The following is a 23,291-nucleotide window of genomic DNA, read 5'->3' on the forward strand; positions in this document are numbered from 1 at the left end:
ATATAAAAGTTGATGCTTTATTATGTATTGTGTAGACTGTAATACTTTCTTTCTGATAGTGGCTTTATCCGAAAGGGTTATATGTTAAAAATACTAGTTAAGGGGTGCAAGTGCGCTGATGGTCTAGTGGCTATGACTGGGGCCTTCCAAGCCCTAAACCCGGGTTCAAATCCCGGTTGGCGCATCTTATTCTTTTCTCATATCTAACTTTCTAATAGTGATGTCTTTGGTTCTAAAATCAAAGGTGTGTTTTTCATGCAAAATATTTATTAAGTTCCCATTAGCATATTTATTTATGAAGCAAATGGGGGCGTTATTTGTGATATCGGTACTGATCTTAGTTCTTGTTGCAATATGGTTCTTGGTGGGGGTCAAGGTTTCAATGAGTAATGAACAGCTTAACTATACGGTAATTGAAGAGCTTGGTGATGGTGTTGAGATAAGGCAGTATGGCAGAAGTACATTCATATCTGCGGATGCAAAAAAGGATTCGAACTCCGGGTTTAGGGCACTGTCGGGTTATATCTTCGGCAAGAATAAAAATGGTGTAAAGATAGCGATGACAGCTCCTGTGATATCCCGGCAGGAGGAACATGTCCTGCATATGTCTTTCGTCCTGCCGGAAGGATATGATGTAGACAATGCTCCTTATTCTCTGGACGAAGCCATATCAATTCATGATGTTTCTCCCAGAAAGCTTGCGGGAATAAGATTTTCCGGATATGTTACCGAGAATAAAATTGAATCTCGGAGGCTCATACTTGAAAAGAATCTTTCAGAGCACGGGCTGAGTACAAAAGGGGAATTTTTCCTTATGCGGTACAATCCGCCCTGGTTCCCTCCTATGATAATGCGGAATGAAATTGCGGTTGAGGTACAATGACATCCCGGTTGAATAGATCCCTCTTTGTTTTCAGGAGGGATATGCGGGTGGATGACAATTCTGCTCTTTTGGCAGCTCTTGACATGTCCGATGTGGTCATTCCCTGTTTCATACTAGATCCCCGTCTGTGCGATCCTAAGGGGAAGGCTTTCAACAGCAATGCCTTGCAGTTCCTGCTGGAGTCGCTTTATGATCTCAAAGGACAGCTCGAAAAAGTGAATGGCAGACTGTATCTCTTTTCAGGTCTTCCCGAGGGGGTAATTGGTCAGCTTCTGGAGAACCTGGAGATTGATGCTGTTTTTGTGAACCATGATTATACTCCTTTCAGTATCAAAAGGGACATGCAAATAGCCAGTATATGTACTGATAAAGGTGTGGACATGCTTCAATTCCATGACTGCCTGCTTCATGAACCTGGGTCCATACGCACGAAAAAAGGAACTCCGTATAAGGTCTTCACCCAGTTCTTCCGAGAGGCTTCGAAAAGGGATGTTGCTGTTCCTTCAATGTTCAGTGGAGGCAGTTTCTTTACTGGGGACTGCGGAGTTGATGAGGTCGATGAGGGTAGTTTTCTGAAAAGGTCATTACCTGAAAGGAATGAACAAATATTCGTGCATGGCGGGAGGGCAAATGGGTTGTCTGTATTGCAATCCCTTTCCCAGTTCGTGAACTATGATACAGAGAGGGATCTGCCTTCCGTCAAGGGAACTACGGGTCTGTCTGCACACAACAAGCTGGGCACCATATCCATAAGGGAATTCTATTATTCGGTCATTGATGAACTTGGCAGGGGTCACACACTTATCAATGAATTGTACTGGCGTGATTTCTTCACCCAAATATCCTTCGAATTTCCTGATGTCTTCAAGCATGCTTTCAAAAAAAAGTTCGATCATCTTAGTTGGGACAATGATCGGATCTTCTTCGATGCATGGTGTTTGGGTAAAACAGGTTTTCCCATTGTGGATGCAGGCATGAGGGAACTGAACACAACGGGATATATGCACAATCGAGTGAGGATGATCGTAGCCTCCTTCCTTGTGAAGGACCTGCATATCGACTGGAAGAGGGGTGAGCGTTATTTCGCAAGCAAACTTGTGGACTATGATCCATGTGTGAATAATGGTAACTGGCAGTGGGCTGCTTCCACTGGTGCTGATTCACAACCATATTTTCGGATATTCAATCCCTGGCTGCAGCAAAAGAAGTTCGATAAAGACTGTAAATATATCAAAAAATGGATACCAGAATTGGAAGACATCGAGCCACAACGTATTCACAAACTGGAAAAGGGCGATATGGATATTCCCGGATATCCTGCTCCAATAGTTGACCACAGTAAAGAAAGGGAGGTTGCATTGTTCATGTTCAAGGCAGCAAGTCAGATCATGGATGTCTGAAGCTAGATGATTTTCCGTGGGGCTTATATATTAGTTAGCCAAACTAATCATTATGCCCGCGCAACTTTCATTTGAAAAGGTCGATAAGTACTACCAGAAGATCCTGACAAAAAATGAAAAGCTTGAGATGTATGCTGATGTGAGCTATAGTTCCTTCTCTTATCTTGTGGTGGTCAGATCTCTTGTCAATCCTACAATATCGGAGCTTGCATCTGCAATGGATGTGAAAAAACCTTCTGCGAGTGTTATGGTGAAGAAACTTGTTGATATGGGTCTGCTTGGGGTCGAACGCTCGATCAGTGATAAACGTGTCTGTAATTTAACTCTCTCTGCAGAAGGAAATGAAGTGGTCGAAATGGGTAGGTCTGCAGAAGATATGTTCTTTGGGAAGGTCGGGGAGATACTTGATGACAATGAGTTTGAGGTCTTTTCAGGCCTGTGGGAAAAGATAACTTCCAATCTTGAAGAGGATGATGGGAAATGAGCGAAGACGAATTAGCAGTTGAAAGTATAGGTAAATTATTCAGAAAATTCGCACTTCCTGCGGTCGTGGGATTCATTATCGGTGGTGTACAGATCACAATTGATGGCTATTTCATCGGTAATGGCGTTGGTACTCTTGGTCTCGCATCTGTGACACTTGTATATCCTTTGCTTATTGGTATGATCGCAACAGCCATGCTTATAGGCACTGGTGGTGCTTCACTCGTGGCCATCGAGCTTGGGAAGGGTAATCGCAAGCGTGCTCATCGTATCGCTTCTGATATGCTGCCTCTGATGTTTGTGCTAGGTACATTCTTTGCTATCCTGGGGCTATTCTTCACTGAACCGTTGCTCAGGATGGTGGGTGCTACAGGTACTGTTTTCGTTATGGCGAACGACTATCTCCGTATAATGTTCATAGGTTCGATCTGTCTCATTGCAGGAATAGGGCTTGATCCTCTTGTACGTAATGACGGCCGCCCTAACTTTGCCATGAAGATGATGGTTGTGGGTGCTATGACGAACGTTGTGCTTGATTATCTTTTCGTCATGTGCTGGGGCATGGGTATGCAGGGTGCGGCCATTGCTACTATTATCGCTTTTGCAGTATCAATGATCGCATTCGTGTCCTATTTCTTCAGCAGGTATGCACAGTTGAGGCTTTACCTTTCTGACATAAGCCCTGATATCAAAATAATTGCAGGCATATTGAAGACCGGTTTTCCGGCATTTGTCATGCAGGCATCCCTTGGAGTTCTTGTGCTGAGCTATAATTATATGCTCCTGAGATACGGTTCTGAAATTGCGGTCTCCTCTTATGGTGTCATCGAGTATTCGTTCGCTATCTTCTTCATGATATTCGAGGGTATCTCAGCCGGTGTGCAGCCGATAATCGGATTCAACCACGGCGCAAAACTTTACGACAGGGTGTACGTTGCTACCAAAATGGCTATTCTATCGTGTTTTTTAGTAGGGCTTTCAGGATTCATTCTGCTATACACTTTCCCGGAAACGATCATCCAGCTTTTCAATCGCAATGATCCCGAGTTGCTGGCAACAGCGGTTGAAGGCATGAGGATATTCATATTCGGTATCATCGTTGAAGGTGTCATCATTTCCGTGGCTGTCTATTACCAGTCAGTGAACAAGATAAAACCTTCATTATTCATCCATTTCGGCAAGATCTTCATCTTCATCCTTCCCTTGTTGTTCATACTGCCGAGATACTACGGTCTTACAGGTGTCTGGATGGCCGCTCCTGTGGGGATATATCTGATGCTCATAGTTGTGGGAGTCATGTTCCTGAAAGAGATAAAAATTCTCAAACACCCTCCTACAGAGGTCAATGAATGAAGTTTATAATGCTGCGATAAGGTCATGCAGAGATATGCCTTGTCGCATCATTGCATAAGATTAAATATGAAAAATGAGTTTAGAGATTGTTCCTTTTTGCGGGGGTTGCCCAGCCTGGCCAAAGGCGCAGGGCTTAGGACCTTATTCAAAGGGCTTCATAATATTTCCGATATACTCGCAAAATAGAAGGCGCAACATTAATATGTAGAAATATAGTTAATCATATCTCTCAGTGCGAGGGTTGCCCAGCCAGGTCAAAGGCGATGGGCTTAGGACCCATTTTCGTAGGAATTCGTGTGTTCGAATCACACCTCTCGCACCATCTTTTTTATATGTTTGTATCAAAATCGCATTTGAAGATGTATGTTACATTCAATATGAATATTAGAATTAAAGCTATTGTGATGAGTTCAATTTTCCCCTGACGGCTTGCCAGATGTATATAAAACTCTCTTGCTATTTTTTTTGACATGTAATTCGGAGTTCAAAGCTGACTCTTTATACAATAAATTAAGTATGTAGAAATCTTATTCTCCTCTCTAAATTCAATTTCCGTTTCCTAATGGTCAACTGATTTCGTGCACAAACAAGAAATCAAATCTATATATGTTGTTTATTCTTCTCAAACATATATTCATTAAACCAGCACTGCAGGAAAATATGCAAACTTGCATCTTTCAATCAATTTGTGGATTTACTTTGCTAGATGAAAACCCTTCCACGGTTTTAATTATGTATTCTGTAGATTCAAGTCAGATCTGCTGATGTCATGCAGTTATTGAGGTCTGCGTCCATTGGTACATGTACTTAATATCTTACTAATTCTGAAGATTCTAATAATTTAACTTAAAAGGGTTATTTGAAACACACACATGTCCAAAAAAAAGCTTCTCGTATTGAATTGGATCTGTTAAGATTATTATCAAATTTCCATATAGTTTCATATTGCCAATGATTAAGCACTTTCATTGAATCTGCAATATCTGTTTTTTCAGTTTTGATTTGAGTGACAAAACTAAATATGGGCGCATTATTATTTTAAACAGTAGCCGTGACAAGTCATCAATATGTCACGGTTTGTACCTTATTTTGGCAAATTTCAAATCGAAAACATTATTGTATATAAACATCACTACAAACATTTATATATTATAAATTTGCAGCAAATGTTTAAATAATAGAAGAGAATTGTATTATATGTGAATGATTTGTTCACAAATTCCATTCAAAAATTGAGGATTTGTCTAAATCTTAGATTTTTCTCAAATTGAATGGATATGTCTAAAAATTGAATGGATATATCTAAAAGGAGACTAAATATGACAAACGAAAATTTGTGTGCAGGTAGAAACAGGTATGATGGGGTTTCTATAGATTTCTTTTCTGATGCAGATCTGAGGGCAATAGATTCTGCAACCATGGATGTATTCCAGAATCCTGGTATACAGGTAAGTGATGCAGAATCAAGAGCACTTTTTAAAGAGGCAGGGTGTGATGTTAACGAAAAAACCATGGTTGTTAAAATACCAGAACATGTTGTCAGAAGGGCAATAATGACTGCACCTTCAAAAATAACACTTTATGGACGTGAAAAACAACACACATTTACACAGCAAGCTGGCGGAAAAGTTCACTACACATGTTTTGGTACTGGTGTTAAAATGTGTAAATATGAAGCGCCTGGTGTATTCAAGACTGTTGATTCTACTGAAGAGGATCTTGCAAATACTGCACGGGTTTGTGACTGGGCAGATAATATTGATTCTTATTCACTTGCTGTTTCTGCGAGAGATTGGGCGGGAAAAGGTGCTCAGGATGTACATGAAACATTCACACCACTTATGAACACATCTAAGCATTTCTTCCATATTGATCCAGTCGGCGAGAATGTTGAATATTACTGGGACATCTTAAAAGCATATTATGGCGGGGATGAAGAACAAGCACGAAGCAGGCCAATATTCTCTGAACTCTTGTGCCCAACAAGCCCCCTCAAGATCGGAACTAATGCCTGCCAATTAATTCTTAAAAGTGTCAACTTTGGAATCCCGATAAATGTTATAAGTATGGCAATGTCGGGTGCATCATGTCCAGTACATCTTGCAGGAACTCTTGTTACTCATAATGCAGAAGTTCTTTCAGGTATTGTTCTAGCACAGTTGGCATCACCTGGTGCAAAAGTCTGGTACGGTAGCTCGACCACAGCATTCGACCTGAAACATGGTACAGCACCTGTAGGCTCACCTGAGCTAGGTCTCATCAGTGCTGCAGTAGCAAAATTGGGTCAGTATTATGATCTGCCAACATATGTAGCTTCCACTTAGACTGATGCTAAAGTTCCTGATGGCCAAGCAGGTCATGAAAAAACCTTGACCAACCTCCTTCCTGCACTGGCTGGTGCAAATACGCTGTACGGTGCAGGTATGCTTGAACTTGGAATGACATTCTCAATGGAACAACTTATGATAGACAACGATATCATCTCGATGGGAAAGAAAGTCATGAAAGGAATTCCAGTAAACGATGAAACTCTTGGTCTAGCATCCATCCAGAAGGTAGGAATCGGTAACAATTTCCTTGCACACAAAGAAACCAGGGATAATATCAATCTTGTATCTTCTCCTGATATTTTTGACAGAGATATGTTCGGTGATTGGGCAGCAGCAGGTTCCAAAGATATTGCAACCGTTGCACACGAGAAAGTTACTGAAATATTGAAGAATCATGAGGTTACTCCAATCGATTCCGATCTTGTGAGAGATATGAAGGCTGTAGTGGACAGGGCAGATGCTGACTTCAGATCCAGCATGTAAATTGGACTATAATTATTACATAAAATAAAGGAGTTTTACTAATGGTTACACAGGATGAAATTAATGCAAAAGCAAAAGCTGCAGTCATGGATTTCGATGACGAGCTTGTTGAAGAGATTTGTGAAGAAGCAATCGAAGCAAAGGTTGATATGGTTTCCCTTATTCAGGACGGTCTTACTGCAGGTATGAACGAAGTGGGCGACCAGTTCGAACAGGGTACCCTTTTCCTTCCTCACGTCATTGCAGCATCTGAAGCAATGAGCGCTGGTGTTGCAATACTCACCCCTGTTCTTGAAGCACAGGGTGGATCTGTAAAATCAAAGGGAACAATCGTTATCGGTACCATCGAGGGTGACATTCACTCCATTGGTAAGGACATTGTCGCAACAATGCTCAAGATCGCTGGATTCAAGGTAGTTGACCTCGGCAGGGACGTTGCAATCGGAACATACGTAGATGCAGTGAAGGAACACAAGCCAATGATTGTTGGTTCTTCCGCACTCATGACCACAACAATGATCCTTCAGATGAACATCGAAGAACAGCTTAAGGAAGCTGGAATTCGTGACTCTGTCATGACCATGGTCGGTGGCGCACCTGTCACACAGGACTGGGCAGACAAGATCGGCTCAGACATCTACGCAGAAAACGCAACAGATGCTGTTGTTAAATGTAATGCATCTGCTGAGTAAATAAGAAAATATGCATCTATTAATGATGCATTTTTTCTTCTATCAACTTGATGACACCACCGCCTTTACAACTTCCTTTATTTGTCTTTTGAGAAACTGATTTCCCAATTCGAAAATAGATCAAAGAATTCGCCATGCGGTGGCGTTTATCATTTTGAAATTATTGTATTTCTAATAATAAAGGAGATGATTCTCTTTGGACATAATTGCTCTAAAAAAATTAGAAAATAAAAGGAAAATGAACAAAGGTTATCTGTGGGCTCTTTTCTGTGCAATCTTGTGGGGTATGTGGTATATTCCAGGTACAATTATCTGGGCAGTACCACCATTTGATTCAATGTGGGTAGCAATCGAGGCAACAAATGGTGCTTCAATGGCAACAGTTATAGTTGCTATTTTGATATCTGCATTCAATGCGGCGACCGTTCTTCTTGCACTATTCGTGTGGAACGCTGTGCTTGGTAAGTTTGGTGAAATGAAAAGAACATTAAGGGAGTTCCGCCCGTGCAGTAAATGGTTCTTCATGGCATCCATCTTCGGTGGACCTGTCGCTATACTTGGTTCATTTATCGCAATGGGTTTCATTGGAGCAGGATTTGCAGCAGTTGCTGCGTTGGGCTATCCTGTGGTTGGTTCCATCCTTGCAAGGCAATGGTATGGTGAACAGATTTCCAAGAGGACTTGGTTAGGTATCCTTGTCATTATTGGTGGTGGTTTTGTTATCTTCGTCGGTGGAGCAATCGCTGAGCTTCAAGCTGGTGATGCCAGATATCTTGGATACATAGGTGGTCTGATGGCTGCACTAGGATGGGGTATTGAAGGTGCAATTGCGGGTAAAGGGCTTGACATCGCCGAGCCTGATGTAGGTCTCACACTCAGGTTCCTTGGTGAGAACATTATCTGGTGGATCATTATCGTACCTGTAGTTGCACTTGCTGGGTATCCAATCTTCGAGTATGCAATTGCAGCACTGAATCCACTGTCAATACTTGTGCTTTCATTTGCAGGTATCGCTTTTGGTTTCTGCTACGTTGCCTGGTACAAGTCATTCCCACTAGTTGGTGTAGCAAGGGGGCAGGGTATTGGTAACCTCTACGGTCTTTGTTCCGTGATCTTCCTTTACCTGTTCGTTGCACAGGTTCCATCATGGACCGTAATTGTCGGTGGTGCACTTTGTATACTCGGTAGCTTTGTAATGATGTTTGAAGAAACAGAATCAGAATCTGTGAGAGGTGACTAATATGGCTGGACAACGTCCAATAAAATTTAGGTTGCTTGAGCTATTCTCTGATGAGAAAGAACACTGGAACAATGAGATCGTTGTACAGATGCAGAAAGAATACAACATGAACAACAACTTTGGTAGGGATTCGATAAACTTCGATATCATTGAGTTGGCTTCAGGTGGTATGCTTAGATCAGTACAATCAAAAGTAGATGAGGAAGGCATATACAAGAAAGGTTTCCTCTTGCATAAGTATGTGATAACAGACTTCGGAAAGGTTCGTGCAGCTGATGCATGTCTGGAGTACATCTAAGGAGGTTTGAATATGGGAGTAATAAACGACTACATGGTGGGCTACTATGGTGAAAGCTTTGACATGACCCTTGCTCCAGTACCAGCAGCAGAATATACTTGGATGCTCGCGATCATTATTCTTGCTTTGATCGGATTGTGGCAAGCAAGGACATTCGTGTCACAATTTTAAAAAATTAATTTAATAAAGGCGAATTTTCTCTCCAACTCATTCGCCTTTATTTCGTTTTTTATTTATTTAAGCATGTATGGATTGGTATTATAAAATTGGCTAGTCAGCTCTAAAAATACAAGGGTTGTGGATTAACTTTTATTAATATGTGGAATGTTGTTGATATTATGCAAAAAGGAATAAAAGGCTATATGAGTGGCAGACTATGTTTTCTCACAAAAGAAGATTGTAAAGAAATTCACGACACATCCGTTGATATTTTGGGGGAGTGTGGGGTTAAAATCGAATCAGAATATGCTTTAGATAAACTAAGTGATTTTGGATGTATTGTAAATCGGAAAAATTCAATTGTTAAATTTCCAAAATATGTTATTGATGACTGTCTACGGTATGCCCCACGTTCAATAAAATTATATGGGAGGGCATCAAAATATGATATTAAAATCGAATCTGGAAGAACTTATACATCAACAGCTTCTGGTTATGGAATAATTGATCGGAATAAAAAAATAGCTAGAGATGGCATCTTAAATGATGTTGCAGAAGGAACTTTAGTTGCAGAAAATTTAGACAATATTCATTCCGTTATACCTTTTTTAACAGGAGTTCATGACGTTCCTTCTGAAATAGCGAGTCCTATTATTTTAGGTGAGACCTTTAAGAACACAAACAAGACTGTTGAATTCTATCTAACTGGTGGTTCAAATATTAGCTCCACATTAAAAGACATGGATAATGTTATTAAATTATCTAAAATTGTGGCTGGAAGCACTTTTGAATTACGTAAAAAACCATTTTTAATGTTTTTAATCAGCTCAATATCTCCTTTAACCTACACGGAAGATCAAAGTCGGATTTTGTTCAGGACGGTGGAAGAAGGTTTACCACTTGTAATAATGCCTGCAATTTTATCTGGAATGACAGGTCCTGTAACGATTGCTGGAACTCTGGTACAAAGTAATGCAGAATTTTTAGCAGGGTTAGTGATGGCGAATTCAATGAAAAAAGGTGCTCCAGTTATGTATGGGCATAGCAACACAATTTTAGACATGCATACGGGTATTTACTCGGGTGGAGCTGTTGAGATGGGGTTAATTAGTGCTTGTATTGCTCAAATGGGTGAATACTATGATATCCCCACAAATTCATATTGTCCCAAATCTGATTCACACATCTCTGACCAACAAGTTGGATACGAAAAAGCGATTCAATGGATTTTAGGTTCATTAAGTGGAGTTAGCTATTTGTCTGGAGCAGGATGTGTTACAAGTGAATCTCTAGTTTCTCTTGAACAGTTAGTTATAGACAATGAAGTTATTGGAATGGTTAATAGGGTTAATGATGGAATTAACATTACAGAAGAAACTCTTGCGGGGGATTTAATCAAGTATATTGGTCCTGGTGGCAATTACATGAAAACCAACCATACAACATTTTGGTTAAACTCAGAACATTTTAAGCCTAAGATCAGCCAAAAAGACTCATATACCCAGTGGTTGAATAATGAAGAAAAAGATATTGTGGATGTTGCTGCAATAAATGTTGAAAATATACTTGAAATTGAACAAAGCCCTGTGAACAATGATGTAATCAAAGACATCGATAATTTCCAGAATGAATTACTAAAAAATATAAACAACATCTGAAATTATAGAGGATATTATCAGACTCATACTGTTAATGTTCTAATAAATACTACTATCGTGAAAAAATAGCCACTGGATCTCAAATTTTAGAATATAACTTATTCTGGAATATCTACATCTGTCAATATAAGGCTTGTCAATTTGTTTCACTTGACAAAAAATCTTTTATATAATATATGTACTAATTGTTAAGTGTAATATCAAATGTTCCTTACAAAGCAGGTAAAATAGTGGTGATTTAGGCTACATTAATTAGTCCTCCCGACGGCTCCAAATCACGGGGTTAAAAGCCCCATTATTCTATTCTTATTGTCCTTTATAATAAAATATTATTTTTTAATATCTGTCACCAGATGTTTGTTCAAACCTATTGTACAGGTAGGTCAAACGATGTCTATATGGTGAAATCTTCGCATCATGCTCATCGTAATAGCCTTCAAAGCAATCAAAAAGAATACATGCCCTTATTGCAATGTCTATTAGATCAGGTTGTTCCGTAAAATGAGCCCCGGGCGTCGCTACTGGATATGGAGTTGAATTTGATGTTTGTTCATCTGTAAATCCTCCATAATCTTTGAAAAATCTACATTTTTTTTCTAAGGCATCACTATCATTGGAAAGACATAAATGATAAAAATTTGGAGATTTTGATAAATGATATTCAAACGTGCCTCCAATATACTCGACCATATGTTCAAGGACATTGTCTTTAGAGAATTCCGATAAACCTCGGAAACAGACGCAATATTTATAATATATTACAATAATTTTGTATTATGTCCTTAACAAACTTTGCTTTTAAAGAAGAGTACAAACGTCTTGAAAATCTCGGTGACAAGCTCTCTGAAATTGAATCTCTCATCGATTGGAAACCATTTCGTCCAATTATAGCAGAGATGTATATCAATAAAACAGAGTTCGGTGGCAGACCAAACGTTGATGAAATCGTCATGCTCAAAATGTTAGTATTGCAACAATGGCATGGACTATCTGACCCTGAACTTGAAAGACAAGCTACTGACAGAATTTCCTTTAGGAAATTCTTGGGTCATGTTAAATCAGAGATTTAACAGGAGTTGCAGATTATCAATCTGCAACAATTTCCTGCAAAAATTCCAGATCATACTACTGTTTGGGCATTTAGAGAACGAATTGCTCAATCAGGAAAAGAAGATGAAATCTGGAATGAAATGCAAAGACAACTTGATAAGAAAGGTTTGAGGATCAAACAAGGTATGATTCAGGATGCAACATTTATACATGCTGATCCAGGACATGCAAATCTTGATACTCCTCGTGGAAATGAAGCAAAGACCAGAAGATGTAAGGACGGTACATGGACAAAAAAGGCATCTAAGTCACATTTTGGATATAAACTACATACCATTGAAGATACCGAATATGATCTGATAAGGAGATATAGGACAACTACTGCCTCAGTTCATGATAGTCAGGTGGATCTTTCTGAAGAAGGCGAAGTTGTTTACAGAGATAGAGGTTACTTTGGTGCAATTTCAAAAGGATATGATGCAACTATGCAAAGGGGCGTGCGAGGTCATCCTATTGGTATTAGGGATAAGATGAGAAACAAAAGAATAAGCAGGAAAAGAGCAAAGGGAGAAAGACCTTATGCTGTTATCAAAAATGTGTTTACGTCAGGATTTGTAAGAGTAACAACGTTGGCAAGAGTAAATGTCAAAATGGCGATTACAGCATTCAGCTATAATCTCTATCAATTGAGGACAATAAGAAGAAAATCATTAGGATGAATAGCGGTAGCTATTCAAAAAAGTTGGAAAGTATATAAATAGATACTAGCAAACTGCTGGAAATAGAGAGAAAAGCTCAAAATTTTAGCTGGAAAAATTTGCTTTGAAAAAAATCAGCAGTTAATCGCAATTCTCTTTAGGCTAATTCCAGTCCGAAATTTTTTGAAAAAACACTTTAATCTTCGATACTAATTCCTAAATTTTGCCATTCGCGTAGGTACTTCTAATCAAATACATAGAATATGTATTATAATCTACCAATCTGTTTTTTTTGCGTTGATTTTATATACCATTTAATACCATCTATTACCATCAATAAAACCGTCTATTACCATCTATCGCCATGAGGATTATATGCCAAAAATCAACGACAAGAACCGAGTTCGGAAACGGCAAGTAAAATGTTTAAAATGTGGGTTTGAATTTTTAAGCCAAGTTGAATTTCCTCGCTGCAATAATCCAAACCAGAAATGCTCATCTCGAAAAGTGGTAGATCTAATCTCCGTTCCCACCCATTCGGAGCTATACTTTGTAAAAAATACTATTAATCAACTGATTGATTCTGTAGAAAATCTTACTCTAGATCAGCAAGTATTACAAAACAATATAGAATATCTTGCCAAGATTGATCAAAAATAATAACTGGTCCTGAGATGGCAATCTTCTCCTTCTACGGACCTCACTCATTTTACAATCTCTAATTGGACTACCACCCATTTAAATGGGTGGTAGTTCACTTTTTTAAAATATCGATTGTGTTGATTATATGACTTCATTTCTTTGAAAAATTAACTTTAACCTTCTTTCTAATAATGTTAAAGTTAAGTGCATCCAGAACCCCCTATCAGAGGTGTTATGGGGACTTAAGTTTAACAGAAATCTACTTATCTTTTACAATTAATATAAGTGTTAATGTTACCATCAATAGTCAACCTTGATATTGTCTTGAGAGATCAAGTGGATCACTTGACAATAGCTGAGTTTCATAAGCTCTTGGATGCTGCAGATCGGAAGCTGGGAACTTTGCAGAGATCTTCAATTCGTAATGCATATGTAAGGGATCGGAATAAGATATTGATGATAACAATGTGGGCTACTGGTGGCAGGGTCTCCGATGTTCTCTCCATCCATGAATCTGATATTGACTTTGAAGAAAAGACAATCAAATTCTTTGTATCAAAAAGGAAAAAGTGGCATACTATCAGTCTTGATAGTGATACAACACTACGATTATCAAACTATATCAGGACCTGGAATATATCTGGGTTGCTTTTCCAGAGTATCAATGGTTCAAAAAAAGCAATGATCCGTCAGAGTGTAAATTATATGCTGGATGATTATGCACAAATTGCAGGCATCAGATCTATCCATCCTCACCTTTTCAGGCATGGTTTAGCCACATACTTGCTCTCCAAAGGTGTTCCCATGGAAATCATAGCATACAGGTTGAAACATGCTAGTACAAGGACTACAGCAGCCTTCTATGCAAGGGTAACACCAGATATTGAGAGGCAATTAATCTCTGCATGTGTTCCGGATATTTTGGGAATGAGTTGAGAATAACATAAAACAACAACATCAAAACAAAGATCATTTTCTTCTAATTTTCTGCAAAGGTCTAATTCAACATTTGTATTACTGCTTTTTTCAATGATTTTATTTATGAATTCAACGATAGTTTGCTTGATATGCTTTTTAGTTTTTGATGAGGTTATGATCTTCAAGAGCCGTTCAGGTTCATTGTAGATCTCACTGTTATGAACCTGATTGAAAAGGGAGCTATGGATAACAAGGATTTTGTCAGGACTGAAAGCTTTTCTCTAAGGCTTAGACCTACTGGAGCAAGGAAGGTTACTGAAGAGTTTAATTCAGTGATGAATAGAAAAGTTGATTATAGGAAAAGAACAGCTCTTGGAGTTCTGTTCTTTTGGGGAAGGCAAGAGAGTTAAGTCATTATCTTGTTGGAAAGAGTAAAACGGTTGAGTTTGTCAATCCTGTTTATGCTGGAAAAGGGAATGATTCTGATTTTCTGAGAAGGAAAATCATTGATATATCTTATACATGGAAGGACACTGCCGTTTTTTGATTTTTGATTAGATTAATAGGTAGGACTACCTAAATCAAACAATTAATCATTCAATTAATTCCTTAAATCTTGAATCATCCCATAAGAGTTCGAAATCTTGATCATTCATAGCACTATTTTTATCGGAATCATCTAATTCGATTGATTTAGCCAACCTATAAAGCGCCTCTTCTTTATTGCCATTTTTAGAGAATATCGAAGCTGAAGCATACCAAGCATCATCATCATTTGGATCCATCTCAAGTGCTTTGTCATAACATTCTATCGCTTCATTGTATCTTTCAAGATAATAAAGCGCATTGCCCTTGTTATTCCAACATGAACTAAAATCTGGATATATCTCAAGTGTTTTATCATAGCACTCTATCGCTTCATTGTACCTTTCAAGATTACAAAGTGCATTGCCCTTGTTATTACAATACATACCAAAATCGGTGCTTATCTCAAGTGCTTTATCGTAGCACTCTATCGCTTCATCGTGCCTTTCAAGGTTACAAAGTGCATCGCCTTTGTTACCCCAATATGAACTAAAATCTGGATCTATCTCAATTGCTTTATCATAGCACTCTATCGCTTCATCGTACTTTTCAAGGTTACAAAGTGCATCGCCCTTGTTATTGCAATATGAACTAAAATCTGGATCTATCTCAATTGCTTTATCATAGCATTCTATCGCTTTATTGTACTTTTCAAGATTAAAATGTGCATTGCCCTTGTTATTCCAATACATATCAAAATCGGTACTCATCTCAATTGCTTTATCATAGCACTCTATCGCTTCATTGTACCTTTCAAGATTACAAAGTGCATCGCCCTTGTTATTGCAATATGAACTAAAATCTGGATCTATCTCAATTGCTTTATCATAGCACTCTATCGCTTCATCGTACTTTTCAAGGTTACAAAGTGCATCGCCCTTGTTATTGCAATATGAACTAAAATCTGGATCTATCTCAATTGCTTTATCATAGCACTCTATCGCTTCATCGTACCTTTCAAGGTTACAAAGTGCATTGCCCTTGTTATTCCAATACATATCAAAATCGGTGCTTATCTCAATTGCTTTATCATAGCACCCTATCGCTTCATCGTACTTTTCAAGGTTACAGAGTGCATCACCCTTGTTACTCCAATATGAATCATTATCGGGATTATGTTCAAGTGCTTTTGTATAATAATCAAGTTCAAGGTTTACTATTTTCTCTATGTTTAAGAAGATAGTCGCAGCATCAGAATCAAATTCTAGATTAGTGTTTTTTCGACGCTCAAGACTATTAATCATTGTTTTGCATCTTTCAATCTCTCTTCTGATGACATCTAATTCTTTTTCTGTCCTTTTTCTTTTATCCCGTGCTATCTTTCTATTTAATCGCGAGATTTCTTTTTTCTCTTTCAAGTATTTCTCAACAATATTCCTAATATCGCCTTTTGTAAGATCAGTACCTTTTGACTCTGCCCATCTCATCAAATCTGGTAAAGCCTGTCCTCTTTTAATGTTAACACTCATCCATGTCCTACCAAGTTTGGTACAAACTTCGTTTGTATCCATGGTTACGTCCAATAACACAGCATATTCTTCTTTATCGTCCCACTTTCTTTGAAAAATCTGATCTCCTAATCTATTAATTCTAAATGCCACGTTCTCTTCAATCGTGATAGGGTGAAACATTTCACTCATAAAATCCAAAAAGTTCTGTTGTTGTTCTTTATTCATAAGAATGGGGTTATCAAAATCGACATTTCCTTTGTCACCAATAAGTAATGTCATTTTCAAATCCCCCTTTCCATTAAGTATTCATTGACCATCTTTTTAGTGATTGGTGCAGAATAACCTTTCAAATTAATCCACGAATAAAATTCAGGTATGAAACTTCCTCTTTTCATGATGATGCTCATGTTCGTTCGTCCTGTTTCCCTGCTTAATTCTTCATTACTATCGGCTTTCAATAGAGCAAAATAATCATCTGCTGTCCATTCAATCATTTGTCGGCTTACAGACCCCATCCTTTTAGAAACTTCTTCTACTTCTCGAACTCCAATATCAGAATAATTGATTTGCATAAAATCAATGAATTTTTCGCGTTGATCTTCGGTCATGTGAATAGGAGCTTCAAAATCAATGTAATTGTTAGTAACATATATTTTCATTTTCAAACATCCACCAAATAATTAAAAAAATACTTCCCGAATAAATTCGATGTTTAAAAATGGTTTTCCAAAGTATTAATACTTTTTTTGGAAACAAAATTACTAAAAGTGTTGCTAATCTGAGATTCAGATGAAAATTGTTTTAACAAAAATTCCAGCTAACCATTGAAACAATTTATTTTATAGAAATATCCAACTTTACAAAAATCTAGCGTACACTTTTTCAGTGTTGTATATATCCCCGTATGTTGGTGCAGGGGGTGGGATTCGAAACCACAACTTCCTTTGAAATCGGATTTTAAGTCCGATGCCGTTATCCTGCCCTACAACTTCTGAACTATTAAATTGTGTAATGTTTGTAGTATAGAATATTACATAACGGCACAGTTTGCAGTAAAAATGTCATGACGAAAAAAGATACTTAGTATTTCATATCAGATTGGAAGAAGAGTACAAGCATCTTGAAAATCTCGTTGACAATCTCTCTGAAATTTTTTCAATCCTAATATAATCATATATTATGTATATTGATGTTGATCATCCTTTGCTTCTATCTATCATACTTCCAAACCCCTTACAATTATAGAAGCAAGACAAATCATTAGCTTATATTATGGATAATAATGAGTATTTTTCACAGTGGTATTAGTAAAGACCTTACGAAGGCACATAGTTATATGCAGCAAGTAAAAGATAAACTCCAAATAAATTGAATATCGATAATCATTTTAATATTAATTATTGTCCAAGGCTAATTCCTTTTAATATTTCGTTTATTCTAGCTTCCACCAATTCATCAATCTTGGATTCCATAAGTTGTGTAAGTTTTCCATCGGTTGTTTTTATTTCAGTATCAAGTTTAACTGCTGTTTTTATATCAAGCACCATTGAACAGCTACTGCAATACTTGGAATCATGTGGGTTAAGGGTTTTACAACGCGGACATTCAATTGGTTTGAGTTCAAGTTTTTCTTTTTTGATCTCATCTTCTATTATACCGTAAGAAGCCAGCAGTTTCTTTTCAACATCATCTCCAGATAGATGGATGTATGTGGCAGGCATTTTTGAGTCTGCTTCCCAACCAGCGATGATTCTCAGCTCAGTTTCTTTGAAACCACGTTTAACGAGATCAGTAAGTTTTCCATGTCTGAATGCATGTGGATGTATGTTTTTCTTGATTCCTGCATCTTCAGCAACCTTTTTGAGTGTATTCTGAACTGTACGAATATCGAGCCTTTTTGGTTCATTTCCAGTGTTTCTGAAAGTGACAAACAAAGGTGATTCTGGATTATTTTTGTATGGATGTTGGTTTATCCATGCTTGGAGGTCAGGCACTGCTTCAATGAGTCGAATTCTTCTCATTCCAGTCTTACCTTCAACAACTATCACAGCTCCATATTTGTCAATCTCCACATGTCCAATGTTCAGGTTCAGTACTTCAGTAGCTCTTGCGGCACTATCCCATAATGTCATTATAATTGCTCTGTCGCGCTGAGTTTTACATGCGGGAATAAGTTTCTTCACATCTGCTGGTACAATTATCTCTTTAGTGGGTAAGTGGTTCTTTGGAGTACGGGTCTTGATGTCTTCAAAAAAAGTGTTATCTGGCTTTAACCACTTGAAAAAGAGTCTCAGATCGACAATATCATTATGGACTGTTTTTGGCTTATTGTTTTTTCTTCGAAAAAGTATATAGCTCTCAATGTCTTTTTTTGTGATTTCATTGATTTTTTTGTTATCGTGGTGTTTAAGGAATGTGTAAACTTTCCATAGCTTTGTATTGATGGTAGTTTCTTTGAAGTTGTTAAGTCCAAGGCTTCTTGCATAGTCTTCTAGCACTTCTTTGTTTGTTTCATCAAATTCAGGTGCATATTTCATACTTCATAACATGCTTTATACACTTATAAATATTACGTGGCCCTGTATGTAGGGCTTAGGACCCTGTCTCGTAGGAGTTCGTGCGTTCGAATCGCACCTCCCGCACTAGCTTTTTTAAATATTTGTAGCAAAATCACATTTGAATATTTATGTTACATTCAATATGAATTCTAAAATTAAATCTATTGTTATGAGCTCGAATCTTCCTGATAGCTCGGACATAGCGACACTGGCAGGAATCGCAGTAGATTCCCTACTGACTTTTGTAATGTATTGGTACCTATCAAAGAAAGGTAAGATTGTTCACAAATATAATTTAGTTGCTTCAATAGATGCGATTTAATCTATAGTGAAAATATGGATTAATACACAAATGTATATATGTAACGATTGTGTATGATGATTATACATGACCAATTAGCTAGACGGAGGAATCAATAATGCGACTATCGATCAATAAAAAGAACCGCAGGACGCGGGAAGTTGATAATATCGTGAGAATCGCGAGGGCAGCATCCTCTAGTGCGAAACAAAATGCATTTAGTCATGGGATATCAGTAGCAAGACAACAGGGTGAAAACATTGTCATGTTGCATCCAGATGGAAGTACTGATGTCATCAAGAGAATTGAAAATATTCCTGTGACACTAAACAAAAAACGATACTACATATGAAACAACGTATGAGGGTATTTGCAGGACCAAATGGATCAGGTAAAACTGCAATTGTTAGTGAATTTATTGAAAAAAGGGATGAGCTGATCGATCCTAATCGTCATGTTAATCCTGACGACCTTAATTTATTGGATGTTCTTAATTTTGATAACTTCGGAGTAAAAGTTGATGAGAGTGATTTTCGAGATTTCGTACTCCAATATCATTTTTATGAAAAACTTGGCATTACCATTGAATATCTTAAAATTAAAGACAACTGTTTTTACATAAATCAAAAAAGTTCATACATGGGTGCAATGTTATCGGATTATCTTAGGCATTGTCTCATAAAAACAAATGAACGTTTGTTTTCGTTTGAAACTGTTTTATCCCATCCATCAAAAATAGATTTTCTCAAGGATGCAAAAGAACTTGGTTGGGATGTCTATCTGTATTTTGTAAGTACAAACGACCCTGAAATTAATTGTGTTCGTGTAGCACAACGAGTGCAAATGGGTGGTCACGATGTTCCCCGTGAAAAGATCTATGATCGGTACACAAAGACCAACAATAATTTATTTGAAGCTTTAAAGCACTGTCGTAGGGCATACATTTTTGACAATTCTGAAGAAATGGAATTAATAGCTAAAAAAAATCCAGATGGTTCATTAGATCTATTGGTGGATTATCTTACTTCAGATTGGTTTAATGAGTTTGTACTTTCGAAATTGAATAAGTGATGTTTATATCAATATTTGACTTCAATTAAAACAAAACTGAGGATTTCTATGGAGCCGATTTACCAGTCTTTCAAATCTATGGTTTTGTTTCTTATCACTATTATTAATGAGAATGTTAGATTCTTAAATTTCTAAATTAAAAAAGTATTCATCTCTACAGGCTTATATATCCGTGTAGAGACCCTTTCCGTACAATTATCTATTCAAATAGAACTCGATCGCTTCTGCCAGTTCCTTATGGTCCTTGGCATACTCCTCAATGTCCATTCCCTGAAGGTATGCATCACATGCCTGAACCAGTGCCTTTGCACCTGACTGGGTGCCTCCTGGGTGGGAGTGTACGCCTGAACCCATGGTCGTGATGAAATCTACATTCTCCATTACATCGATGAAGGGTTTCAGTTTCACAGGGTTAAGACCGCCGGAAACGATTGGGCAGCACTTCTTCATGGCTCTCCAGCTATCATCTTCGAGAATGACATGGTGGGCAAGGTCCTCATTAACAAGGTTGATGACATCCTTGTCGGTATCCATTATCTTTGACCATGTCTGCTCAAAGAAGTGTCCCGGTGACTTCAAATACTGGATGCTGTGGGCGGCAACAACATCTTCTGCAGGTGTACCTTTCATCTTACCAATACCGGCTGTTCCGGTGTGTATCCCTGAAGCACCGGCAAGGCGTGCGAACTTTGACAGTACCAGAACTGAAAACCCGATGGGGTTCTCCTGTCTTGTAAAAGCACCATGTGCAGCCCTGTGGAAGTGCAGGAACACATCGGGATATCGTCTTCTGAGTGTTTGGACCGCCATCCATCCGGCTGTGATGCCATCTATAAGGAATGCATAGCTTCCGGGCTCGAATCCTGCATTTGTGATCATTTCGCACCTTTCGATCATGGTATCGAAATCAGCGGCTGAAACATTGAACGAGTGAACCTTCTTCTGACCGGTTTCTTTCACAGCCTTGTCCATGGCCTCTTTCACATGTGCGACCATCTTCTCATACGGGCAGAAATCCTGATTTGCCTGAGGCTCGTCATTCTTGACAAAATCTCCTCCACCTACCCAGAAATCATAACATACTTCCGCATATTCCGCTGAGGTAAGTCCCATCTTTGGCTTGACTATGGTTCCGAGGATTGGTCTGTCATAAACATCAAGGTACTTTCGCATATCATCCACAGTATAGCTTGGACCGTCATACTGTTCCAGCATGGATGGCGGGAACCATATATCCATTAGCTTCAATGCCTGGATCTCTTTCATTCCAAGGATATTGCCGATAATGTAGGTCAGTATATTCTGGACATTTCCTCCCCTGTCAAAAAGCCTCCACGGATAAGCTATCCATACCAGCTCTCTCTCCAGATCAAGCTGATACACCCGAGCGTTCATGGTTCTGGAAAATGCAGTCTCAGTACTTACTTTGATATTCGTACCGGTTGATGATTCTGCAGCGATCTCTGCAGCCGCTTGCAGTACGTTAAGATCTCCTCCCGGTATCATGTGAAATACTGCGAGAAGGAATTCCCCATTGGTCGGATCTGGTAATTTCAGATCCACATATGCCTGTTGTTTTGAATCGAGCGATTTTACCAGGTCCTCATAGATTAAACTCATATAGAAATAATAGTTTGCAATCTATTTGAGTTTTTTGAATACGTCATGGGAGGAAAAAGGAAATACTATTCGCTATAAGTGTTTTTGTGAGTAGTGGTATTCTATGATCTGCAAACGACTGTTCTAAAAAAGAATGACGAAAAAGAAAAAAAGATGCTTTAATAATTAGTTCTACACTTATCCGTCATTTCCGATCGCTTCTGCAGAACAGGAGTCCATGACTTCTTCGCAATTCTTTTTTTCAGTATCATTTTCCGGCTGCTTGAATACAAAAACACTCGAACCGTTGTCATTCATCTTGAAATTATTTGGAGCTTCATCTATACATTTCTGACAAGTGATAAACTCATTCTCGACATAAAAAACTCCTTCTATATTTTCAGCTACTTTATTTTTTACATCTGCCACATATAAGTCCCCCGAAATCGATATATAATCCTCTTTAAATTTGTAAAGCTGGGTCTTTATAAATTTACAGAAAAAATATGTGCAGTAATTTATTATAATTTAGAGAACATCCTGAAGGGCATTAGCAGCTACGTAAACACTGCCAATTCCGCAGATGTACTGTGTGATCCTGATGGTCTGCATGATCTCTTCCTTTGTAGCACCGGCATCCAATGCCTGCAATGCAAGGGAACGCACTCCGTTAACAGCACCCTTTGATGCATCGAGGGACAATGCCATCAGGAGCTTGTACTTGTAAGGGATTCCATTTTCCGGGAATGCGTTATGAAGGTTTTCATCCAAAAGCTTGACGAATTCCGGGTCATTATCTGCTATTATCTGAAGTGGGTCTTCTGGCATTTTTATTATCTCCTTATGTGTGTCATTTATTGAGAGCTAACTATTTATGATGATTCCATACCATTCATTTATCGTTGCTCAGGTCAAGAACAATATATCTTTTCATGGTCATTATGTTTATCTGTAAATAACTTCCATAAATACATGTTATATCTTGTGATCCGGGGAATTAATATGAGCTATTCACTTCTGGCAATATCCATATTTTTTGAGATATGTGGTACCGTCTGCATGAAAATATCCGATGGCTATTCGAACATTTCGGCATCTCTGATGATATTCGTGTTCTATGGTATAAGTTTCAGTATTTTCCCATTCGCCTTGAAGAACATTGATGTAAGCCTTGCCTATGCCATCTGGTCCGGGGTGGGGACAGCATCCATGACCTTGATAGGTGTATATTATTTCAAAGAGCCTGCCACTACCATAAAGATGGTTTCCATATTCATCGTCATGGCCGGTGTTCTTGGATTAAATCTCAGTGACAAGCTGGCATGATACACTAGGAATCTACTTATGACCATTTTCATATATTGATCATGCCAGATATATATAATTCTGGAAAGAAGTGACCTGTAGCAACAGCTAAATATTTTCTACTCCCAATTACG

Annotated in this window: 21 protein-coding genes, 2 tRNA genes and 2 pseudogenes; 19 read left to right on the top strand and 6 right to left on the bottom strand. The window is 38.2% G+C overall.

Features of this window, described 5'->3' with window-relative positions:
- Positions 1 to 112: 112 nt before the first annotated feature.
- From MBUR_RS11920 to MBUR_RS14490, 15 genes and pseudogenes are all read left to right on the top strand, one after another.
- Positions 113 to 184, top strand: a tRNA-Gly gene (locus MBUR_RS11920).
- A gap of 111 nt (positions 185 to 295) precedes the next feature.
- The gene (locus MBUR_RS11925) at positions 296 to 883 is read left to right on the top strand and encodes an SOUL family heme-binding protein (protein ID WP_198003752.1); all 588 of its coding nucleotides are present in this window, start codon (positions 296 to 298) and stop codon (positions 881 to 883) included.
- Positions 880 to 2,283 carry a cryptochrome/photolyase family protein gene (locus MBUR_RS11930; RefSeq protein ID WP_011500296.1) on the top strand — a complete coding sequence of 468 codons (1,404 nt, stop codon included), beginning with the start codon at positions 880 to 882 and terminating at the stop codon, positions 2,281 to 2,283. Before MBUR_RS11925 ends, MBUR_RS11930 begins: the two co-directional genes overlap by 4 nt.
- 52 nt (positions 2,284 to 2,335) lie before the next feature.
- On the top strand, positions 2,336 to 2,767 hold the full coding sequence (locus tag MBUR_RS11935) for a MarR family winged helix-turn-helix transcriptional regulator (RefSeq protein WP_011500297.1): 432 nt from the start codon (positions 2,336 to 2,338) through the stop codon (positions 2,765 to 2,767).
- A complete protein-coding gene (locus MBUR_RS11940; RefSeq protein WP_011500298.1) occupies positions 2,764 to 4,119 on the top strand; it encodes an MATE family efflux transporter in 1,356 nt (451 codons plus the stop codon). The genes MBUR_RS11935 and MBUR_RS11940 overlap by 4 nt, the downstream gene beginning before the upstream one ends.
- Before the next feature lie 234 nt (positions 4,120 to 4,353).
- Positions 4,354 to 4,441 (top strand) — tRNA-Leu (locus MBUR_RS11945).
- Positions 4,442 to 5,438: 997 nt separating this feature from the next.
- Positions 5,439 to 6,932: pseudogene (gene mttB / locus MBUR_RS11950) on the top strand ([trimethylamine--corrinoid protein] Co-methyltransferase).
- Positions 6,933 to 6,973: 41 nt separating this feature from the next.
- Positions 6,974 to 7,624, top strand: a complete 651-nt coding sequence (locus tag MBUR_RS11960; protein ID WP_011500301.1) for a corrinoid protein — start codon at positions 6,974 to 6,976, stop codon at positions 7,622 to 7,624.
- Positions 7,625 to 7,820: 196 nt separating this feature from the next.
- On the top strand, positions 7,821 to 8,864 hold the full coding sequence (locus MBUR_RS11965; RefSeq protein ID WP_011500302.1) for a membrane protein: 1,044 nt from the start codon (positions 7,821 to 7,823) through the stop codon (positions 8,862 to 8,864).
- A gap of 1 nt (position 8,865) precedes the next feature.
- The gene (locus tag MBUR_RS11970) at positions 8,866 to 9,162 is read left to right on the top strand and encodes a hypothetical protein (protein WP_011500303.1); all 297 of its coding nucleotides are present in this window, start codon (positions 8,866 to 8,868) and stop codon (positions 9,160 to 9,162) included.
- Positions 9,163 to 9,174: 12 nt separating this feature from the next.
- Entirely contained in the window at positions 9,175 to 9,333 is a 159-nt protein-coding gene (locus MBUR_RS13975) for a hypothetical protein (protein ID WP_157196736.1), read from the top strand.
- Between the two features lie 167 nt (positions 9,334 to 9,500).
- Positions 9,501 to 10,979, top strand: a complete 1,479-nt coding sequence (locus MBUR_RS11975; protein ID WP_198003753.1) for a trimethylamine methyltransferase family protein — start codon at positions 9,501 to 9,503, stop codon at positions 10,977 to 10,979.
- 776 nt (positions 10,980 to 11,755) lie between these two features.
- Positions 11,756 to 12,748 (top strand): annotated as a pseudogene (locus MBUR_RS11980) (IS5 family transposase).
- Positions 12,749 to 13,660: 912 nt separating this feature from the next.
- Positions 13,661 to 14,305, top strand: coding sequence for a tyrosine-type recombinase/integrase (locus MBUR_RS11990; RefSeq protein ID WP_011500306.1), 645 nt, complete (start codon positions 13,661 to 13,663; stop codon positions 14,303 to 14,305).
- Positions 14,306 to 14,505: 200 nt separating this feature from the next.
- Positions 14,506 to 14,697: a hypothetical protein gene (locus tag MBUR_RS14490; protein ID WP_048063419.1), complete on the top strand. Its 192-nt coding sequence runs from the start codon at positions 14,506 to 14,508 to the stop codon at positions 14,695 to 14,697.
- Between the two features lie 183 nt (positions 14,698 to 14,880).
- On the opposite strand, the gene MBUR_RS12000 is transcribed toward MBUR_RS14490, so the two are convergent.
- The 3 genes from MBUR_RS12000 to MBUR_RS12010 all read right to left on the bottom strand — a co-directional run bounded on the left by MBUR_RS12000 (position 14,881) and on the right by MBUR_RS12010 (position 18,860).
- A complete protein-coding gene (locus tag MBUR_RS12000) occupies positions 14,881 to 16,602 on the bottom strand; it encodes a tetratricopeptide repeat protein (protein ID WP_011500307.1) in 1,722 nt (573 codons plus the stop codon).
- Positions 16,603 to 16,604: 2 nt separating this feature from the next.
- Entirely contained in the window at positions 16,605 to 16,988 is a 384-nt protein-coding gene (locus MBUR_RS12005; protein WP_157196737.1) for a hypothetical protein, read from the bottom strand.
- Between the two features lie 732 nt (positions 16,989 to 17,720).
- The gene (locus MBUR_RS12010) at positions 17,721 to 18,860 is read right to left on the bottom strand and encodes a site-specific integrase (RefSeq protein WP_011500309.1); all 1,140 of its coding nucleotides are present in this window, start codon (positions 18,858 to 18,860) and stop codon (positions 17,721 to 17,723) included.
- A gap of 190 nt (positions 18,861 to 19,050) precedes the next feature.
- Between MBUR_RS12010 and MBUR_RS13985 the strand changes: the two genes are divergently transcribed.
- The 3 genes from MBUR_RS13985 (at position 19,051) to MBUR_RS12020 (ending at position 20,253) form a co-directional block, all read left to right on the top strand.
- Positions 19,051 to 19,203 (top strand): hypothetical protein, encoded by a 153-nt coding sequence (locus tag MBUR_RS13985; protein ID WP_157196738.1) that lies wholly within the window; start codon positions 19,051 to 19,053, stop codon positions 19,201 to 19,203.
- A gap of 97 nt (positions 19,204 to 19,300) precedes the next feature.
- Positions 19,301 to 19,534 (top strand): hypothetical protein, encoded by a 234-nt coding sequence (locus MBUR_RS12015; protein WP_048063420.1) that lies wholly within the window; start codon positions 19,301 to 19,303, stop codon positions 19,532 to 19,534.
- An 8-nt stretch (positions 19,535 to 19,542) separates the two neighbouring features.
- Positions 19,543 to 20,253 carry a hypothetical protein gene (locus tag MBUR_RS12020; protein WP_232221910.1) on the top strand — a complete coding sequence of 237 codons (711 nt, stop codon included), beginning with the start codon at positions 19,543 to 19,545 and terminating at the stop codon, positions 20,251 to 20,253.
- A 195-nt stretch (positions 20,254 to 20,448) separates the two neighbouring features.
- Here MBUR_RS12020 and MBUR_RS12025 read toward each other — a convergent pair whose 3' ends face one another.
- From MBUR_RS12025 to MBUR_RS12035, 3 genes are all read right to left on the bottom strand, one after another.
- Complete coding sequence (locus MBUR_RS12025; protein ID WP_011500311.1) at positions 20,449 to 21,873, bottom strand: ribulose-bisphosphate carboxylase; 1,425 nt, start codon at positions 21,871 to 21,873, stop codon at positions 20,449 to 20,451.
- Positions 21,874 to 22,050: 177 nt separating this feature from the next.
- Positions 22,051 to 22,281, bottom strand: a complete 231-nt coding sequence (locus MBUR_RS12030; protein WP_011500312.1) for a ferredoxin — start codon at positions 22,279 to 22,281, stop codon at positions 22,051 to 22,053.
- Positions 22,282 to 22,380: 99 nt separating this feature from the next.
- Positions 22,381 to 22,680 (bottom strand): carboxymuconolactone decarboxylase family protein, encoded by a 300-nt coding sequence (locus MBUR_RS12035; RefSeq protein WP_011500313.1) that lies wholly within the window; start codon positions 22,678 to 22,680, stop codon positions 22,381 to 22,383.
- Positions 22,681 to 22,854: 174 nt separating this feature from the next.
- Here MBUR_RS12035 and MBUR_RS12040 point away from each other — a divergent pair, with 174 nt between their 5' ends.
- Positions 22,855 to 23,178: a DMT family transporter gene (locus MBUR_RS12040; protein ID WP_011500314.1), complete on the top strand. Its 324-nt coding sequence runs from the start codon at positions 22,855 to 22,857 to the stop codon at positions 23,176 to 23,178.
- Positions 23,179 to 23,291 lie beyond the last annotated feature (113 nt).

Source organism: Methanococcoides burtonii DSM 6242 (assembly GCF_000013725.1).
Classification (GTDB): Archaea; Halobacteriota; Methanosarcinia; order Methanosarcinales; family Methanosarcinaceae; genus Methanococcoides; species Methanococcoides burtonii.

Excerpts from the sequence above, each read along its gene's own strand:
- MBUR_RS12010 (WP_011500309.1), bottom strand. The coding sequence starts at position 18,860 with ATGAAATATGCACCTGAATTTGATGAAACAAACAAAGAAGTGCTAGAA.
- MBUR_RS11970 (WP_011500303.1), top strand. The coding sequence starts at position 8,866 with ATGGCTGGACAACGTCCAATAAAATTTAGGTTGCTTGAGCTATTCTCT.
- MBUR_RS11940 (WP_011500298.1), top strand. The coding sequence starts at position 2,764 with ATGAGCGAAGACGAATTAGCAGTTGAAAGTATAGGTAAATTATTCAGA.
- MBUR_RS11930 (WP_011500296.1), top strand. The coding sequence starts at position 880 with ATGACATCCCGGTTGAATAGATCCCTCTTTGTTTTCAGGAGGGATATG.
- MBUR_RS12025 (WP_011500311.1), bottom strand. The coding sequence starts at position 21,873 with ATGAGTTTAATCTATGAGGACCTGGTAAAATCGCTCGATTCAAAACAA.
- MBUR_RS13975 (WP_157196736.1), top strand. The coding sequence starts at position 9,175 with ATGGGAGTAATAAACGACTACATGGTGGGCTACTATGGTGAAAGCTTT.
- MBUR_RS11935 (WP_011500297.1), top strand. The coding sequence starts at position 2,336 with ATGCCCGCGCAACTTTCATTTGAAAAGGTCGATAAGTACTACCAGAAG.
- MBUR_RS11960 (WP_011500301.1), top strand. The coding sequence starts at position 6,974 with ATGGTTACACAGGATGAAATTAATGCAAAAGCAAAAGCTGCAGTCATG.
- MBUR_RS14490 (WP_048063419.1), top strand. The coding sequence starts at position 14,506 with ATGAACCTGATTGAAAAGGGAGCTATGGATAACAAGGATTTTGTCAGG.
- MBUR_RS13985 (WP_157196738.1), top strand. The coding sequence starts at position 19,051 with ATGAGCTCGAATCTTCCTGATAGCTCGGACATAGCGACACTGGCAGGA.
- MBUR_RS11975 (WP_198003753.1), top strand. The coding sequence starts at position 9,501 with ATGCAAAAAGGAATAAAAGGCTATATGAGTGGCAGACTATGTTTTCTC.
- MBUR_RS12035 (WP_011500313.1), bottom strand. The coding sequence starts at position 22,680 with ATGCCAGAAGACCCACTTCAGATAATAGCAGATAATGACCCGGAATTC.
- MBUR_RS12000 (WP_011500307.1), bottom strand. The coding sequence starts at position 16,602 with ATGACATTACTTATTGGTGACAAAGGAAATGTCGATTTTGATAACCCC.
- MBUR_RS12040 (WP_011500314.1), top strand. The coding sequence starts at position 22,855 with ATGAGCTATTCACTTCTGGCAATATCCATATTTTTTGAGATATGTGGT.
- MBUR_RS12020 (WP_232221910.1), top strand. The coding sequence starts at position 19,543 with ATGAGGGTATTTGCAGGACCAAATGGATCAGGTAAAACTGCAATTGTT.
- MBUR_RS11925 (WP_198003752.1), top strand. The coding sequence starts at position 296 with ATGAAGCAAATGGGGGCGTTATTTGTGATATCGGTACTGATCTTAGTT.
- MBUR_RS12015 (WP_048063420.1), top strand. The coding sequence starts at position 19,301 with ATGCGACTATCGATCAATAAAAAGAACCGCAGGACGCGGGAAGTTGAT.
- MBUR_RS11990 (WP_011500306.1), top strand. The coding sequence starts at position 13,661 with ATGTTACCATCAATAGTCAACCTTGATATTGTCTTGAGAGATCAAGTG.